The sequence below is a fragment of the Mycobacterium triplex genome (genome assembly GCF_000689255.1).
GTDB classification, from domain to species: Bacteria; Actinomycetota; Actinomycetes; order Mycobacteriales; family Mycobacteriaceae; genus Mycobacterium; species Mycobacterium triplex.
This window is the reverse complement of the sequence record NZ_HG964446.1, coordinates 1,539,255-1,555,110: the sequence shown is the minus strand read 5'-3', so window position 1 is coordinate 1,555,110 and position 15,856 is coordinate 1,539,255. Positions and strand designations below refer to the sequence as shown.

16 protein-coding genes and 1 pseudogene are annotated in these 15,856 nt (G+C 64.0%); 2 read left to right on the top strand and 15 right to left on the bottom strand.

What is annotated here, in order from left to right; all coding sequences use genetic code 11:
* Window position 1: 1 nt before the first annotated feature.
* The 4 genes from BN973_RS07330 to BN973_RS07315 all read right to left on the bottom strand — a co-directional run bounded on the left by BN973_RS07330 (window position 2) and on the right by BN973_RS07315 (window position 3,288).
* Window positions 2-856 carry an ABC transporter permease gene (locus BN973_RS07330; RefSeq protein ID WP_036466917.1) on the bottom strand — a complete coding sequence of 285 codons (855 nt, stop codon included), beginning with the start codon at window positions 854-856 and terminating at the stop codon, window positions 2-4.
* Window positions 853-1,599 carry an MlaE family ABC transporter permease gene (locus BN973_RS07325; protein ID WP_139830204.1) on the bottom strand — a complete coding sequence of 249 codons (747 nt, stop codon included), beginning with the start codon at window positions 1,597-1,599 and terminating at the stop codon, window positions 853-855. Before BN973_RS07325 ends, BN973_RS07330 begins: the two co-directional genes overlap by 4 nt.
* A 96-nt stretch (window positions 1,600-1,695) precedes the next feature.
* Window positions 1,696-2,046, bottom strand: a complete 351-nt coding sequence (locus BN973_RS07320; protein ID WP_036466915.1) for a cupin domain-containing protein — start codon at window positions 2,044-2,046, stop codon at window positions 1,696-1,698.
* A 57-nt stretch (window positions 2,047-2,103) separates the two neighbouring features.
* On the bottom strand, window positions 2,104-3,288 hold the full coding sequence (locus BN973_RS07315; RefSeq protein ID WP_198048900.1) for a Rieske 2Fe-2S domain-containing protein: 1,185 nt from the start codon (window positions 3,286-3,288) through the stop codon (window positions 2,104-2,106).
* Between the two features lie 470 nt (window positions 3,289-3,758).
* Between BN973_RS07315 and BN973_RS31605 the strand changes: the two are divergent.
* A pseudogene (locus BN973_RS31605) lies at window positions 3,759-4,025 on the top strand (IS3 family transposase); the annotation flags it as partial.
* A 248-nt stretch (window positions 4,026-4,273) separates the two neighbouring features.
* Here the strand turns inward: BN973_RS31605 and BN973_RS07305 are convergent.
* The gene (locus BN973_RS07305; protein WP_036466912.1) at window positions 4,274-5,203 is read right to left on the bottom strand and encodes an alpha/beta hydrolase; all 930 of its coding nucleotides are present in this window, start codon (window positions 5,201-5,203) and stop codon (window positions 4,274-4,276) included.
* 468 nt (window positions 5,204-5,671) lie between these two features.
* Between BN973_RS07305 and BN973_RS32170 the strand changes: the two genes are divergently transcribed.
* Complete coding sequence (locus tag BN973_RS32170) at window positions 5,672-5,845, top strand: hypothetical protein (RefSeq protein ID WP_139830209.1); 174 nt, start codon at window positions 5,672-5,674, stop codon at window positions 5,843-5,845.
* Window positions 5,846-6,078: 233 nt separating this feature from the next.
* On the opposite strand, the gene BN973_RS07300 is transcribed toward BN973_RS32170, so the two are convergent.
* The 10 genes from BN973_RS07300 to BN973_RS07255 all read right to left on the bottom strand — a co-directional run bounded on the left by BN973_RS07300 (window position 6,079) and on the right by BN973_RS07255 (window position 15,856).
* Window positions 6,079-8,388 carry an ATP-binding protein gene (locus BN973_RS07300; RefSeq protein ID WP_036466911.1) on the bottom strand — a complete coding sequence of 770 codons (2,310 nt, stop codon included), beginning with the start codon at window positions 8,386-8,388 and terminating at the stop codon, window positions 6,079-6,081.
* A 92-nt stretch (window positions 8,389-8,480) separates the two neighbouring features.
* Window positions 8,481-9,686, bottom strand: coding sequence for an NAD(P)/FAD-dependent oxidoreductase (locus tag BN973_RS07295; protein WP_036466908.1), 1,206 nt, complete (start codon window positions 9,684-9,686; stop codon window positions 8,481-8,483).
* Between the two features lie 36 nt (window positions 9,687-9,722).
* On the bottom strand, window positions 9,723-10,070 hold the full coding sequence (locus BN973_RS07290) for a non-heme iron oxygenase ferredoxin subunit (RefSeq protein WP_036466906.1): 348 nt from the start codon (window positions 10,068-10,070) through the stop codon (window positions 9,723-9,725).
* A gap of 41 nt (window positions 10,071-10,111) precedes the next feature.
* Window positions 10,112-10,936, bottom strand: coding sequence for a DODA-type extradiol aromatic ring-opening family dioxygenase (locus tag BN973_RS29870; RefSeq protein WP_051641153.1), 825 nt, complete (start codon window positions 10,934-10,936; stop codon window positions 10,112-10,114).
* A complete protein-coding gene (locus tag BN973_RS07280) occupies window positions 10,936-11,211 on the bottom strand; it encodes a hypothetical protein (RefSeq protein WP_036466904.1) in 276 nt (91 codons plus the stop codon). Before BN973_RS07280 ends, BN973_RS29870 begins: the two co-directional genes overlap by 1 nt.
* The gene (locus BN973_RS07275; RefSeq protein ID WP_051641152.1) at window positions 11,198-12,049 is read right to left on the bottom strand and encodes an alpha/beta fold hydrolase; all 852 of its coding nucleotides are present in this window, start codon (window positions 12,047-12,049) and stop codon (window positions 11,198-11,200) included. The genes BN973_RS07280 and BN973_RS07275 overlap by 14 nt, the downstream gene beginning before the upstream one ends.
* 164 nt (window positions 12,050-12,213) lie before the next feature.
* Window positions 12,214-12,693, bottom strand: coding sequence for a hypothetical protein (locus tag BN973_RS07270; RefSeq protein ID WP_139830206.1), 480 nt, complete (start codon window positions 12,691-12,693; stop codon window positions 12,214-12,216).
* 20 nt (window positions 12,694-12,713) lie between these two features.
* Entirely contained in the window at window positions 12,714-13,526 is an 813-nt protein-coding gene (locus BN973_RS29865; RefSeq protein WP_051641151.1) for a class I SAM-dependent methyltransferase, read from the bottom strand.
* 110 nt (window positions 13,527-13,636) lie between these two features.
* Complete coding sequence (locus BN973_RS07260; protein WP_407067576.1) at window positions 13,637-14,503, bottom strand: LLM class F420-dependent oxidoreductase; 867 nt, start codon at window positions 14,501-14,503, stop codon at window positions 13,637-13,639.
* 144 nt (window positions 14,504-14,647) lie between these two features.
* Window positions 14,648-15,856, bottom strand: a complete 1,209-nt coding sequence (locus BN973_RS07255) for an FAD-dependent oxidoreductase (RefSeq protein WP_084163323.1) — start codon at window positions 15,854-15,856, stop codon at window positions 14,648-14,650.

Sequence of the window (15,856 nt, the reverse complement as noted above, 5' to 3'; positions counted from 1 at the left end):
GTCAGCCCGCGAAGTTGAAGTTGCCGGTCTGGCCGTAGAGGGCCAGGGTGACGAACAACACGATGAACGCCGCTCCGATCAGCGAGGTCCGGGTCGCCCGGCCAACGGCCTTGCCGACGCCTGCGGGCCCCCCTGCCGCGGTGTAGCCGTGGTAGGTGTGGATCAGCATGATCACGGTCACTTCGGCGATCGTGACGACGAAAGACCGCAGCAGGTCCGCGGGAATCAGAAAGGTGTCGAAGTAATGCTGATACACGCCGCTGGACTGGCCGTAGATCAGCGTGGTGACGAAGAAGCCCGCCGTGTAACCCAGCAGCAGACCCACGCAGTAGAGCGGGATGACGACTAAAACGCCTGCGCCGATGCGAGTTGAGGCGAGGTAGGCGATGGAACGGATGCCCATCACCTCCAGCGCGTCGATCTCCTCGTTGATCCGCATGGCGCCGAGTTGGGCGGTGGATCCGGCGCCGATGGTGGCGGCGAACGCGATGCCCGCGGTGAAGGGGATGACCAGTCGGGTGTTGACGAACGCCGACGCGAAGCCGTTCAACGCCTCGACCCCGATTTGCGACAGCTGGTTGTAGCCCTGGCTCGCAAGCGCGCCGGCGTTGGACATCGTGATGAACGAGACCACCGCGACCGTTCCGCCGATGATGGCCAGCGAGCCGGTACCAAGGCTCATTGCCGCGATCTGACGCAACGTCTCGGCTCGGTAGTAGATGACGGCGTGCGCGACGGAGCCCAGCGCTTTCCCGTAGAACCTGGTCTGCTCTCCGAGCCGGCGCCACCCGTCCCGCAGCTCTCTGATCCGCGCCGCACGCGGCACCCACTGATCGGCGAAGGTGCTGGTGCTCATTTGGTCACCTCGAAGCCGAGGGCGGTGATGACCAAGTTGATGATGAACAACAGCACGAACGAGAACACGACGGTTTCGTTGACGGCGTTGCCGACCCCGGCGGGCCCACGGCTGACATTGACACCCTGAAAGCAGGCGATCAGGCCGGCGGTGAGACCGAACATGGTCGCTTTGACCATGGCCACCAACACATCTCGTAATCCGGTGACCAGCGTCATGCCCGCCACGAAAGCTCCGGGTGTGACGTGCTGGAAGAACACCGAGAAGAAGAACGCTCCGGTGACGCCGGTCAACGTCACCAGCGACGACAACAGCAGCGCGACCACGGTGGCGGCGAGCACACGCGGCACGACAAGCGCCTGGATCGGGTCGATGCCCATCACCTTCAACGCGTCGAGTTCTTCGCGGATGGTTCGCGCCCCGAGGTCGGCACACATCGCCGACGCCCCGGCTCCTGCGACGACGAGAACCGTGACGAACGGGCCGATCTGGTTCACCGCGCCGAGCGAGGCGCCGGCTCCGGACAGATCCGCGGCGCCGAACTCCACCAGCAGCACGTTGAACGTGAACACCGTCAGCACGACGTACGGCACCGACAGCATCAACGCCGGGAACATCGCCACCCTGGCGACGAACCAGGTCTGTTCCAGGAATTCACGCCACGCAAATCGCGTGGTGAACATCGTGACGAAGGTGTCCAGCGCGAACGCGGCCATGGAGCCCACACCGCGAAGCGGTTTCATCGGCGTCGACTCTGACAACGACGAAATTCGCCGTTGCGCCGAGGTGATGGTCGGCGCTACAACGAGATTGGGGCTGATCAGCTTCATCTGCCGGCCTCAGATGAAGGCTTCGTTGAGGGCTTCGCGGCTCTCGGCGGTGGTCACGAAGGCAGTGAGATCCTCCTCCACCGTCTCGATGTGGGGGTCGCCCGGTTCGACGAAGTAGTAACCGCCGGCGGAGATCGATTTGGGCTCGTGACCATCCAGGTCGACTCGAATCTGCCCATCCAGCACAAAGATTTGCACCCAGCTCCGATGGGAATGATGAGGGAAGACAAAGCCTTTCGGTAGCTTGAATATTCCGGCGAAAAGATTGCCCTTATCCCACAGCCGGCACTCTTCGACGTTGAAACCCGCGAGATAAGCCGACGCCCACCGCTGATCTTGAGTGGTGACGAATTTAGCCATAGACGCTCCTGGCGGGATTGGGATGTGAGATTCGCTCTGAGGTCGGGAAACGCGCCGCTACGAGGCACCGCCATTTCGCTGGTCCCCGGAGAGGCCGCGCGCGTGGGTGGACGCGAGTTGGCGCCATTTGGTGATGCACATGTCGGGCGGGAAGAGGTGCTCGTTGGCCCAACCGTTCTTGTCGCGGTAAAACTCTTCTTGAGCCTCGCGCGCCCAGACGTCGTCGTCGTTGAATCCGTGCAGGGCGAGATCACGCCACTTGTCGTCGAACTCTTGCTCAAAGGCCTGGATGTCGGCCTCGTTCGCCACCTTTCGCTGCAGCACCTGGAAGTACTCATGCTCGGTCGCGCCGACCGGGACATAGAATTCGTATTGCACGAGCGTGGGGTCTGGGAAGGGATCGACTTTCAGCACCCCCGGCAGCCATACGCTTACCCTTGCTGCTACCCGCTTTTCGTCACCGGAGAGCTGGCATTGCAGCACGGGCTGGCCGTGCAGTTGCGCTTCGAAGACCGGCTTGTAGTTTTGGGCGAGATTGTCGACGACACCTTTGGGCCAGCCCTGGGCATGGACCTCCATCGCCCCGCGGTCGGCGGGGACAAAGCCGTACGGCAGCGCGAGTTTGTTGCCGGACACCAACGGCGAATCGCGATGCATGAAGATATGGGTGGTGTCGAACCCGTTCTCCACCCCCAGCCGCCAATTCGACGCAACGGTGCGACGAATCCCGAGGCAGTGGGTGTCAGGATCGAGAAACCCCGGCGGAACATCCTCACTCAGCGCGGGGGGTTCCTGGTCGCCGACGAACAAAAAGATCAGGCCCTGCTGCTCTTCGGCAGCGAAGACGGGGATGCCCACCTGTCCGATCACCGGCGAATCAGGAGACGTCAGCACGTCGGTGAGCTGCCCGTCAGCCAGAGAGTACGTCCAGCCGTGGTACCAACACGACACCGTGCCTTTCTGAAAACACAAGGGCTGCGCCGAGAATCGCACCCCGCGGTGTGCGCACTGATCCGCGATCGCGCGGACTTGGCCGTCGACACGAGTCAACAGAATCTGTCGACCGAGCATCTTCACCGACGCGAACGCGCCTTCGGCCAACTCGTGGCTGAACAGCGCCGGATGCCAGTGGTTAGAAAAGCCCAACTCCGCGCGCAGATACCGCGGCCACTTCGAGGCCGCCGCCGATCCGGCGGCATCGGCGGGCACATCTGTTTCGAATCGTTGGTCGGCGGCAGTCACCAGGCTCTTCTCCCCACACGGATCGCTCTCGATTTAGCAAGCGACTATGCCAACGCCGCAGCGACGTGACATCCGTTGAACTACCTAGTCGGCTACCGAAAATAGTCGAAGGGGTCTGCCGCACGGATAGGTGACAAACGAGGTGCTGCGCCGGATCGCGACCTATTTGTCGCAGTCGAATCTGCCGGGACAAGGCTTCACCGCTCGTAAAGGAGCTCGCCGCTGACGGGATTCCCGTGGCGGTGACGTGCTGGGTGCTCAAGCTCGCTCGCCAAACCCGTACTATCGGTGGTTGGCCGATCGGTTTACCGACGCCGAATATGTTGCTGCGCAACGGGTTAATGCATTGTTCGACGCCCATCGCGACGACTCGGTGTTCGGCCACCGCTATCTCGTTGAGAGGCCCGTGACGTCGGCCAGCCGACGGCCGAGCGCACCGCAGTGGCGGATCTGCGCCGACAACCAGCCGTCAATTTCGAAGCCGACGATTCGTCCATGCCTTGGGCCGCCACGGCATGGTCGGGCCTGTGGGCAGTGTCGGGGGTGCCGGCGACAAGGCCGCAATGGAGTCGTGCTTCAGCCTGCTGCAAAAGAACGTCTTGGACCTCCGCCGCTGGGACACCCCCGAGGAGCTGCGGATCGCCATCGTCGCGTGGATCGAACGCACCTACCACCGCCGAGGGCGCCAGGGTGCGCTCGGACGATTGACCCCCATCGAATTCGAAGCAATCATGACCACACGGCCTGTCGGGCCGCATGACGGAAACGGTCACCAAATCGTGCGGCACACCCCAGCAGACCCGCTCGCCGATCTTCGCGGCGACCAAGCCGACGACCACGATTCGGCCGCGGCGGAGTTCAACCATGACCGGGGCAGCGCACCGGATGCACCGAAATCGCGCCGGGTTCGTATTCGGTGAGCGTCTGCGCGAAAGGCCACTGGTGTTGGAACTGTCTTGTTAACGCTTGCTGCGGATTCCTCGGATCACGAACGAGTGCTTTTCATGGCTCGCTGGAGCGCTTCTCCGATGAAGCGGCGGGCATCGACTGCATCGTCGATGACGCCTGCCATGTAAAGGAAGGGATGAACCTGGCCGTCGTACCGACGGTATTCGACCGCGATACCTGCTGCTTGCATGGCTGCCGCGTAGGCCTCAGTTTCGTCGCACAACGGATCGCACTCAGATGTGACGACCGTCGCTGCCGGCAGTCCGGTGAGGTCGGGGTTAGCGAGCGGAGCGAGTGTCGGATCGGTGGGGTCGACGTTCGGTGCATAGCTGGCAAAGAAGTACTTCATGGCGCGGCTGGTGACGAAATGATCTTCCCCGTACCGTCGGTAGCTTTCAGTGGCGCCGACCGTCGCCTGCGTGACTGGGTAGACAAGGACCTGATGAACCAGACCGCGCTCGTGACGAAGCTGCTGTGAAACGACGGCGGCCAGGTTTCCCCCCGCACTGTCGCCACCGACGGCGACGCGGAACCGATCTATGCCATCGATCTCGCCCGCGAGTACTGATCGCGTTACGGCCAGCGCATCGTCGACGGCCGCTGGGTGCGGATTTTCTGGCGCGAGTCGATAGTCGACACTGATAACGACAATGTCGCCATAAATCGCGAGATCCCGAGCGGTCGTGTCAGCGAGATCGAGGTCTCCTGCCACCCAACCGCCACCGTGGAAATATATGAGGACTGGCTGATTCTCGGATTGCCGCGGCCAATATACGCGGACCTGGATTGGACCTTGCGGTGCGGCGAGGGTGGTGTCCTCGACCTTATGTACCTCTGCTGGCGTGCCGGTCAGCGCGATGGCCTGCCTCATCTCCGCTCTGCTCTGTGCTATCGATTGCGAATCGAATTCCGGGGCACCACCAACGATGGACAGAAACTCTTTGGCCTGAGGATGCAGTGGCGCCACGCTTCTCCGCCTTCTTACCTGGTCACATGCGCTTAGGCGTCAACATCGCGCAGTAGAACGTCATGCACCTATATTGACGGACGTCACTGTAACGCGATGCTCCGAAGGTGTCAACATCCCGCGAGGTCGGCGATGTCTTCAATGGACTAGAGAGCTGGTTCACCGTCGGGGACGCAAGGCGATGCCACAAACGAAGCCGCGGCTGCACACCAGCAGCACTCCGGCGGTTCCGAAAATCCATGCACCACAACCAAATCACCACCCACAGTCACACCACGCCCGACGCGTCCGTCGCCCAACAACCCCGGGCAGAGACATTCCGAAACTCCGCGACTTCGCCGATATCCGGGTGGCTCGATCGTCGAACTGTTGGATTGCCGTGTTAACGATCGCAACCGTTCCATGGCGCGGTCCGAAAATGCCCAACTCGAGCCACTCGTCGATCATTAGCGGCGCGCCGGTCGAGGTATCGGCCGTGCGGTAGCGATAGGACTTAGCTCGGAGGGGTACCGCGTCGCGCTCACCTCGCGCAGTGAAGAGCAGCTGCATGAAACAGCCATCTCGTGCTCGGGCGAGACCAGCCATTCCCCAGCTTCGGTACGGGTTTCGAATCCCCTTAGCTCCACCAGAAACTGCAGTTGAGCGGTGCAATCTGAAGTGGCGTCCAGCATTACGTAACCGACGACGGCTTAGCATTGCTGGTTGCGGCAAGCACCCACGCCCAGAAGAATCGCACCGCTACCACCTGCGCCGTCGGTGTGCGTATCGAGGTCATAGAGAGCTGCGTAACTCGGACCCGATGACAAGCGAGCAGGCGTCTGGGAGGTCGCAGCTACCGAAATATGCCGAGATCAGTGGTCGAAGGGCGGCCCGGGTCAGTGCCGGCCGGCGATCCATCCGGCAATCTGGCTGCGCGAGTTGAAGTTTAATTTGCTCAGGATGTGCTGAATATGGCTGTCTATCGTCCGGCTGGACAACACCAATTCGGCCCCGATCTCCCGGTTCTTCATGCCACGCGCTACCAGTTCCGCGACTTCCATTTCCCGTGCCGTCAAAGGGGATTGGTCGCTGGGTGGTGGCGAGACTGTGGTGTCGTCGGCGCCGATGAGGTTGGCCGTTGCCAGATCGGTGCTCAGCAGGGCCCCTCCGGCGATCAATGCGTCCGCTTCCCGCGCGCTGAGCACCGCGCGTAGCCGTGCCTCGGTACCGGCGCGGCAGTTGGCCAGGTCCGCCCCGAATGCATCCATCGAAGTACCCAGGTTGTCCCAGATTGTGCGGGCGGCTCCCAGCAGCCGCGCACTTTCGGCGTATCGCCCGTCGGAGGCAGCGATCCACGCGAAGAGCTCGATCACATGCGCAATCCCGAGATGATCGCGGAACTCGAGCTTCATGCGCAGACTTTGCCGCGCCTGCTCGGTAGCCTCGGCGTACTCCCCCGCCTTCCATTTGGTCAGCGACAGTGCCCATAACGCATAAGACGCTGCCCAGCGTTCCCCGTAACGAGCGCTCAGTTGTAGCGACTTCTCACAGGACGAGATCGCCAATTCCTGTTCGCCAGTGAACAAATAGACCACTGCGAGCTGGAACAACATCTCCAAGACCCCTGCGATGTCACCGCGTTCCTCGTGGCTCGCCATGCCATGCTCGTAGTGGATCCTGGCCTTGGCCGGCTCGCCCCCGAACAGCGCGGCCATGCCGCGCAGCTGCGCGATGTAGCCGCACAGGTCGGGTGCGTCGATCATTCCCGCGAGTTTCTCCGCGTCATCGAGCCTGGCTTGTGCCTCCCCCACCTCGCCACGCAGCAACGCAAGGTACGCGTCGACCCACATGGCATTGGCGCGGGCGCGGCAGGGAGCTTGCTCCGCATCCGGGGACAACGCCTGACGGAACCAGCGGCGCCCCTCGCCGAGGCTGCCGCCCGCGATCCAATACCACTGCAGCGCAGCGGCTAACGCACACGCCTGTTCCAACTGATCGGCTTCGACGCAGTAGTCGAAGGCGCTCCTCAAGTTGGTGTGGTCTTCCCGGAGGCGGGCCAGCCAGCTGGGTTGTTCGGGGCCGCACCACTCGGCGAAACTTCGCTCGGCCAGGCGCAGGAAGTAGTCGCGGTGCGCGAGGTGGAGCCGCGTCAACTCCTCTTTCTTGGTGAGGCGGTCCTTGCCGTACTCCCGAAGAGTTTCGAGCAGCCGATACCTCATCTGCTCGCCGGCTCGCTCGACAATGAGAATTGACTTGTGCACCAGGGCATCCACCAGATCGACTATCTCGTCGCCGGCCAGGCCGTCGCCCGCGCAAACCGCCTCGGCGGCCGCAAGTGTGAAACTGCCCGCGAACACCGACAAGCGCCCCCACAGCGCCTGTTCGTTCGCGGAGCACAAGGCATAACTCCAGTCGATGAGCGCCGCCAACGTCTGATGGCGTGGCAACGCCGAGCTGTTGCCTGCGTTGAGCAGCTGGAAACGACGGTCCAATCGTTCGAGGACTTCACCCACCGACAGTGTCCGCAAGCGAGCCGCCGCGAGTTCGATGGCGAGGGGGATGCCATCCAGGCGTTCACACAGCCGTGCCACGAGGGCGCTGTTCTCCTCGGTGACGTCGAACCCGGAGCCGCTGTCGGAGGTGCGGGCGCGCAACAGGGCGACGGAGTCGAACTCGTCCAATGAGAAGGCGTCCAGACGCGCTCCCGATCTCGGAGTCGACAACGGTGGCACCGTGAAGATGTACTCTCCCAGCACCCCCAGCGAGTGACGGCTGGTCACCAGGAACCGGAGCATCGGCGCGGCGCGGAGCAGCTCATCGACGAGTTCGGCGCAAGCAGCGCTGAGGTGTTCGCAGTTGTCGAGGATGACGAGCATCTGTTTGCCGGTTAGATGGTGATGCAGTTGCGATAGCGGCGCGCGCCGCGTTTGCTTCACCACACCGAGCGCGGTGGCGATCGTTTCGGCCAGCGCCGCGGCATCCTGCAGCGCCGCCAGCTCGACGAACCAAGCCCCGTCTGCGAAGGCTCGTCGCGAATCGGCTGCGACCTTGATCGCCATACGCGTCTTCCCGACGCCGCCGACCCCGGTCAGGGTCACCAGCCGTGACGCGGACAGCTGTGCACGTAGTTCCGCGAGTTCATGGCGACGGCCGATGAAACTCGTCACGTCTGCGGGTAGATTTCCCTCATTTCGCTTCGCGACCATGCCACTGCCTCATGCGACAGCATGATACTGAGCTGGGGTGGTACCGCACAGGAATTCGTCGCAGAGATCGCCCCGAATTGGCTCTGCTACCGCTAGCGGGCCGCGGCATCGAGAAGGTCACCTGCGGCGAACCGCCCAGCCTCGGTGCGCAACAGCTTGCGCGCGGTGCCGAGTGCCTTGCTATTGACACCGAACACCCCGATCGCTGTGCCCTGAGCGGAGTAGACGGCCACGAATTTGCGGCCCGCGACGTCACCGGCGAGTTCCACGCCGTCATGCCCCCGGATATCGCCGACACACCACATGTCAAGGTCGAGTTGCTTGGACCACACAAATGGCAAAGAGTCACAAACCGTGCTGCCACCCAACATATTTCGGGCAGCCACCGCGCCCTGATGCTGCGCGTTCGACTCGTGCTCGACACGCACGTGCCGGCCCAGTAGCGGCGAATACATCGCAGCGACATCGCCGGCGGCGAACACATGAGGATCTGAGGTGCGGCAGTGTGCGTCGACGACGATCCCCCCGTGCGACAGTTCCACGTTGGTCCCGTACAGCCACGAGGTGTCCGTGCGGCTGCCGACCCCGACCACGGCGATATCGCAAGCGATGGTCGCGCCGGAATCCAGCCGGACGGCCCGCACTGAGGAATCGCCGCATATCTCGACCGCCGTGGCGCCGAGATGCGTCTTGACTCCGGCGAGCCGGTGGCTCTCGGTGAGGATCGCCCCGACGTCGGGTCCCACGACCCGCTCCATCAGAAACGAGTCCCTTTCGACGACATGAACATCCGCGCCAAGAGAGATCGCGGTGGCGGCCACCTCGCAACCGATGAAGCCACCACCGATGACGACCACCGTCGCGGAGGCATCAATCCCCTCACGAAGACTCAGCGCGTCGTCGAGACACCGCAGAGTATGGACCCCGTCCAGCGAGAAACCCGGAATATCCAGTGGCGCGGGCGTCACGCCAGTGGCGACAAGTGCTTTCTGGTAGGCGAATTGCGTGCCGGACGACAATGTGACGACGCGGTTGTCGGTGTCCAGCCCGGTGGCGGCGTCACCCAGGACGATCTCGATCCCCTTGTCGCGGTAGTAGTCAGTCTGCTTCAGGTACACCGAGGATGGCTCGGCGTCTCCGGACAGAACCGCTTTCGATAGTGGCGGTCTGGCATACGGAAGATGATTTTCGGCGCAGACCATCGCCACAGATCCGGGAGCCTTCCGGGTCAGCGTGTCGACCGCACTCGCTGCCGCCAGGCCGCCACCGATGATCAAATACCGTGCGCTGCGGGTCATGCACGGACCTCGATGCGATGGCCAGTACCGGACACGCTAGTCGTCATCCGCGGTCGCGACGAAGACTTCACCGCCGTCGATCACGACGTCGTACTTCCGGACCGGTTCGGTACAGGGCTCCGCCGTCGGATCTCCGGTGCGCAGATCGAATTTGCCTTCGTGCAACGGACATTCGATCTCGAGAGTCTCGGGATGAAGCTGGCCCGCGTCCAACCACGCGTCGGCATGACTGCAGATGTTCGATATCGCGTAAACCGCGTCCCCGATTCGCACCAGCATCACTTCGTCGCTGCCGGCATCCACCGCGATCGGTTGTTCGTCGACCAGGTCGCAATAGTCGGCGACCTTGACCAGCTTGCAGCCGCGCGTATTTTCGACGCTCATATCCCTCGTTTCGTTCGTGTTCGATGACGCAGTGCCACGGATCAGACGTCGACTTCCGGGGGCGCGGCAAAAGCAAACGCGCTCATCCCGGTCGCCCACGGTTTGATCGGCTCGTAGTACAGGGTGGCCCCGCCCGCGTCGCCGATGGCGGCCGCCGCGAAGATCCAATTACGGATCTCCAGGCCGCCGTTGCCCGCCTGCTCGATGATGTAGTCGTTGGACCAGGCCGCGGCATAGCCGCCGTCGCCGGCCGACAACAGCGCCAGGAACTCTCGGTCGAATTGTTCGTTGATTCGGCCCATCTGGGCGGTGCCGGGCCAGTGGGACAGACCACCGCAGCCCACGACGACTACGCGTTCCTCGCGCGTCGCCACGTAGCCGGCCAGCAATCGCCCGAGCAGGTAGCAACGAGCCGCGGTCGCGGTGGCGCTCGGCGATTGGGTGCCGATGATCAGCGGTATCACCGGGATGTCGTTGGCCGGAAACATCATCAGGATCGGGATGGCCAATCCGTGGTCGGCACGAATCGTGCTCATCGAGGCGATGTCGAAACCGCGGGTAGCGGTGTAGCGCAGGAAGTTGTTCGCGAACTCTGCGTCCGACCGGATGTCTACCCGGGGGATGTCCATTTCTCCGAAGGTCTGAAACGAGTCGACGACCGGCAAGGTGAACGGCGGTTGCGGACCGCTCGGCAACAGCGTCGGACCATGTTCGGATGACACGACGATCACCAGATCCGGGCCGAGGTCGTATACCCGGCGCCCGAGTTCGCGGAAGCCGTCAACCACCTGCTGCGCTTGGTGCTCGACGCCAGCGCTGGGAAACATGGTGTGCGATGTCGCGAATGCCCCGACAACCTTGCCCATCAATGCTCTCCGTTGGTGGCGGCGAAGTATTCGCGCGCACTCATCGCTCGCTCGAAATCGGGGTTGCAGATGAACGAGCCCCACATTGCCAGCAGCGGCGGAACGCCCAACGGAGCCAACACATCTGGTGTCGGATTGTTCCGCACGATCTCCCACTCGTCGGCCGACAGCGCATACCGCCGCGACAGTGTCGGGTCGGCGGCGCGGACAGCATTCCAAGCGTCCGTGCTGGCGAGCGCATCCTCGAACATGCGGCTCAGCTCAGACGGACTCATCGCCTTCGTCCTCTGCCAGCAGGAAGTCGATCGCGATGCGGGCGAACTCCTTGGGATGCTCCAACATCGCCCAGTGGCCGCAACGGGGAATCGCGTACAGGTGAGACCGGTCGATGAGCTGGTGGAAACGAACGGACTCGAGCAGTGGGACTACCGCGTCCTCGCGGCCGGAAACAACCAGCGTCGGAACCTTGACGGCGGCGATGTCGCTTTCCTCGAAATGCAGCCCGGCTTGGTCGCGAACCCAAGCCATGGTGCGCCGGTAGGCATCCATCACCTTGTGATCGCAGGTCAGGTTGTATCGGTACTCGACGAGACCCTTTGGTGGCACGAAACTTTGGTGTGTCAGCGCGTCGACGATCCGGGCCATGCCGTCCAGGTTGGGTTCGCCGTAGTTCAAGATCGTCTGCAGCTGCGGCGAGAAGCTTCGGTTGAGCCCGGCGCTTCCCATCAGAACCAGCTTGCTGACCCGCGCCGGGTCGGCCATCGCCAGCCCCAGTGCGGTGGCACCACCCATCGAGTTGCCGATCAATGACACCCGCTCCAGCCCCATCGCGTCCAGGAAAGCCGCCAGATGGGCGACGCGGGCCGGTTGGGAATATTCGAACTCGTCGTCGCTGGGCAGGCTCTGCCCGAAACCGACCATGTCGTAAGCGATGGTGCGGAAGTGGTCGGAGAACGTCGGCATCAACGTCCCCCAGTTGCCCCACGCGTCGGCGCCCGCGCCGCCGCCGTGGATCAGCACCACCGGCGCACCGGCGCCGGCTTCCCAGTAGCGCGTGCTGAGGTCGCCGACGTCGATCGAGCTGTCTCGCGGGGTCGTGGTAGCCGCGGTCATTTGCCCACGACCGGTCTGGCGCTCGATTGGCCATCAGCGGAAATCACTGGATTCTTCTCCCCACGCGCACGGATTGCTGTCGATTAGCAAACGACTATGCCAACGCCGCGGTGGGGCGACATCCGTTGAAATACCGAGCCGACTACCGAAAACACGCCGTTGCGCTAACGCTTCAAAGATCCCGCCGCGACGTATCCGAGTGTGACTACGAGCACCGCGAACTTGATTCGCGCGGCGATGCGCGCGCGCCGCGCATTCTCGGCGATGCGGCTGCCGCTGAGCACCTTGAGCAGCGAGACGCCCTCGATCGCGTCGCCGGCGACGGCAACACCCACGACGGCGGGCAGGGCGGCCGGGTGGCCGAGCCGCCGGCGCGCGCGGTCCACGAGTTGGGCCGCGAGGATGCCGTAGGTCGTCATGTAGCCGAAATCCAGCCAGGTGGATATCCGTGCGGCCCGCTGACCGTCGGCGCCCCAGCGGGCCATGATGGCCTCGGCCCGCGAAGCAGTGCCGGCCAGCTCGAACGGGATGATGCCCGGCCCGCCGGTCGCGCGCATGCGCCGCTCCAGCACCAACATCACCGCGGTATAGGCAACGAAGGCCATGACCGATGCGCCGAGCCGGTGGGTCCTCATGACGGTCATGATTCCATCGTTGCTGACGGCTAGGGCTTTTTGGCCCACACCGCCAGGTTCGGGCTCACCATCAACACCGGGTCCGGGCCGCACTCCACCCTGACCCGCTCGGCGAAGATGTCGATGTCGAGTTCATCCTCGCTCGCGATGCCGTTGGCGGTCAGCACACCCGACAGCCCCCGCAGCAGTGTGCTCACGTGCTCCACCACGTCGGCGCCGTGAAAGACGAGCCCGGACAGCTCATACGGCGGCTGCGGGACGAGGCCGACCGAACGCAGCGCCGACGGCAACCGCGACGCGACCCGTTCCGGAACGCCGGTGGCTGCAAATCCCGCGGTCATCCACCGCGAAAGCTGTTCGATCGACGGGCTCTGCGGCGACATCATCACGCCGGCCGATGACATGTGTTCGAACTCGAGGAAGGCCATCACGCCTCCGGCCACGAGCCGGCCGGCGAGGGCACGCAGCACGGCCTCGAGGTCGGGCTGATACATCAACACCAACCGGCCGACGATCGCGTCGAACGGGCCCTGTGGCGGGACGGAGATGTCACCGGTTTCGAAGCGAACATGCGACAGCCCCATGTCGGCCACGCGGCGGTTCGCGGCCTCGACGTTGTCGGGGTCGCGGTCGATGCCCAGGACTTCGCCCGACGACGTGACGAGATCGGCAACAATCAGTGAAACATCGCCGCCGCCCGACCCGCAGTCGAGAACTCGCGCGCCGGGACCGATGCCGGCGGCGCGGAACAACTTTTCCGTGGCAGGTCGCAGCTGTTCACCTTGCCGCGCGAGCCGGTCACGTTCCCGCTCATTGTTCGACCACGCGTACTGTTTGGCCACGCGCCGAATCGTCGCACACCGGTTGTCTTTTCGCTCAACGAAGGGAAGGGTCCTCCGCTGGGTTTAGAGCGAATATCTGCCCGGGGGGCCAGTCGGCGAATGCGGGACGATTAGGCGTCGACGAGCGGCCTGAGCACTTCACCAACCTTCGTGACGACCCCAGGCGTGTAGCCGTGGGTCGGAAGGTTGACGATCACGCCGTCGACGCCTACGTCGAGCACTCGGCGCTTGATCTCGTCGGCCACCTGGTCCGGACTGCCGATGACCGCCCGGCCACCACGCGCCCCGCCGATGTCGCGAGGTGCGTCGTCCAGCACGACGGTCAGCAACGTGCTGGTCTCCAAAGTGGCTGGGTCCCGGTCGATTTCGGCACACCGCCGGCGCAGCACATGTAGCTTGTGCGGTAGCTCGTCGATGTCGGCGATGAGGTTGAGGTGATCGGCGTAGCGGGCGGCCGATCGGAACGTCTTCTTTTCACCGCTGCCGCCGAGCATGACCGGGATGTGGTCTCGGTATCGGGGCTCGTTGATGGCGCTCTCGGTGTGATACCACTTCCCGTCGAAGGTGGGTCGCTCGCCGTGCAGCATCGGCACGATGATCTGCAGCGCCTCCTCGGGCTTCTCGAACCGCTCGGTGAAGGTGTCGAAGTCGAATCCCAGCTGCCTGTGCTCGAGCTCGAACCATCCGGCGCCGATGCCCAGGACGGCCCGCCCCGCGCTGACGACGTCCAGGGTCGTGATCACCTTGGCGAGCAGGGTCGGATTGCGATAGGTGTTGCCGGTCACCAACGTCGACAGTTGCACCCGCTCGGTGGCCGTGGCCAGCGCCCCGAGCGCCGTATAAGCCTCGAGCATGGGTTCGTCGGGCTCGCCCAATCCGGGCAATTGATAGAAGTGGTCCATCAAGAGCACGGTGTCGAAGCCGGCGGCCTCGGGTTCCGCGGCCTGCGCTTTGACCGCGGGAAATAGGTCGGCCACGGGGGTGCCATAGGAAAAATTCGGGATCCGCAATCCGCAGTCTGATAGCCATGTCCTCCTACAACCGCGGGGTTAGGCGATCGCATGCCGGAGGCGAACTCCGGCGTTGCACGAGCCGGCAGATCTGCGGGGCACCCGCGGGCGTCAGGCGGCGTGCACGTCGGGAGTGCGGACGTGTTCGGGCCGGAAGCCGCGCCCGACGAAAATCGGCGGAAGCGCCTGCAGCGGGCCCCATCCGATGATCTTCGGAACCTGGATCGGGGACAGGTCACCGCTCAAATTGGGCGCGACCGCCCTGTCCTGCACCAGCACCTGACCCGCCTGAATGATCCGGGTGGGCAGTTCCCGACGGCGCTGCACCTTGGCCAGGTCGGCGTCGGTCAGCCGGCCCTCGCGCAGCGGGGCGCACAGGATGTTGGCGGCGGCCACCGCATCGGCGACGGCAAGGTTGATGCCGACCCCGCCGGCCGGTGACATCGCGTGTGCGGCATCGCCGATGCACAACAGCCCGGTGCGCCACCAGGTCTCGAGCCGGTCTACCCGCACGTCGAGCTCGCTGGTGTCGTCCCACGAGGTCAAGTCGTTGACATGCTCACGCAGCCGCGGCTGCGCGGTGACGATGCGCTCCTTGAAGTCCTCCAGCGATCCGCCCCGTGGGCTGGCTCCCTTCGGCATCAGATAGGCGACCTGCCAGTAGTCGCCCCGGTAGATCATGGCCATCAGCAGGCCCTTGCGAATTACTCCGAACAGTTCCCGAGGGTCACCGGGGCGCCACTTCAGCCGGAACCACAGCACGTCCATCGGGGAATGCGCGGCGGCGATCGGCAACCCCGCCGCCGCACGCACCGCGGACTTGCGGCCGTCGGCGGCTACCACCAACTCGGCCCGAACCTCCAGATCCGGCGTACGCACCCCGACCACCCGGTCGCCGTCGAAGATCAGATCGGTGACCTCCGCGTTCCTGATCAAGGTGAATTCCGGGTAGGCAGAAGCCTTTTCAGCGAGGAAGTCAAGAAAGTCCCACTGCGGCATCATCGCGATGTAGGGCTGCTTGAAGCCGAGCCGTTTGAGCACCTTGAAGTTGCCGAAGGTGCGAATCGAGCCGCCGGTGTCGAAGGCAAGGCGGTCGATCTTGGTGTGCGGCAGCTTCAGGAACTCGTCGATGAATCCGAGCTCGTCCATGATCCGCAGGGTGCTCGGGTGCACGGTGTCACCGCGGAAGTCGCGCAGGAAGTCGTTGTGTTTTTCCAAGACGACGACCCGGATTCCGGCCCGGGCGAGCAGCAGCGCGTGAACGAGGCCGGCGGGCCCGCCACCGGCAACACAGACCTGGGTCTGCATAACTTGCGTCAT

Bases quoted from the DNA above. Each gene is read 5' to 3' on its own strand.
- BN973_RS07330 (WP_036466917.1), bottom strand. From the start codon at position 856: ATGAGCACCAGCACCTTCGCCGATCAGTGGGTGCCGCGTGCGGCGCGG.
- BN973_RS07325 (WP_139830204.1), bottom strand. From the start codon at position 1,599: ATGAAACCGCTTCGCGGTGTGGGCTCCATGGCCGCGTTCGCGCTGGAC.
- BN973_RS07320 (WP_036466915.1), bottom strand. From the start codon at position 2,046: ATGGCTAAATTCGTCACCACTCAAGATCAGCGGTGGGCGTCGGCTTAT.
- BN973_RS07300 (WP_036466911.1), bottom strand. From the start codon at position 8,388: ATGGTCGCGAAGCGAAATGAGGGAAATCTACCCGCAGACGTGACGAGT.
- BN973_RS07295 (WP_036466908.1), bottom strand. From the start codon at position 9,686: ATGACCCGCAGCGCACGGTATTTGATCATCGGTGGCGGCCTGGCGGCA.
- BN973_RS07290 (WP_036466906.1), bottom strand. From the start codon at position 10,070: ATGAGCGTCGAAAATACGCGCGGCTGCAAGCTGGTCAAGGTCGCCGAC.
- BN973_RS29870 (WP_051641153.1), bottom strand. From the start codon at position 10,936: ATGGGCAAGGTTGTCGGGGCATTCGCGACATCGCACACCATGTTTCCC.
- BN973_RS07280 (WP_036466904.1), bottom strand. From the start codon at position 11,211: ATGAGTCCGTCTGAGCTGAGCCGCATGTTCGAGGATGCGCTCGCCAGC.
- BN973_RS07275 (WP_051641152.1), bottom strand. From the start codon at position 12,049: ATGACCGCGGCTACCACGACCCCGCGAGACAGCTCGATCGACGTCGGC.
- BN973_RS07270 (WP_139830206.1), bottom strand. From the start codon at position 12,693: ATGACCGTCATGAGGACCCACCGGCTCGGCGCATCGGTCATGGCCTTC.
- BN973_RS07255 (WP_084163323.1), bottom strand. From the start codon at position 15,856: ATGACGCAAGTTATGCAGACCCAGGTCTGTGTTGCCGGTGGCGGGCCC.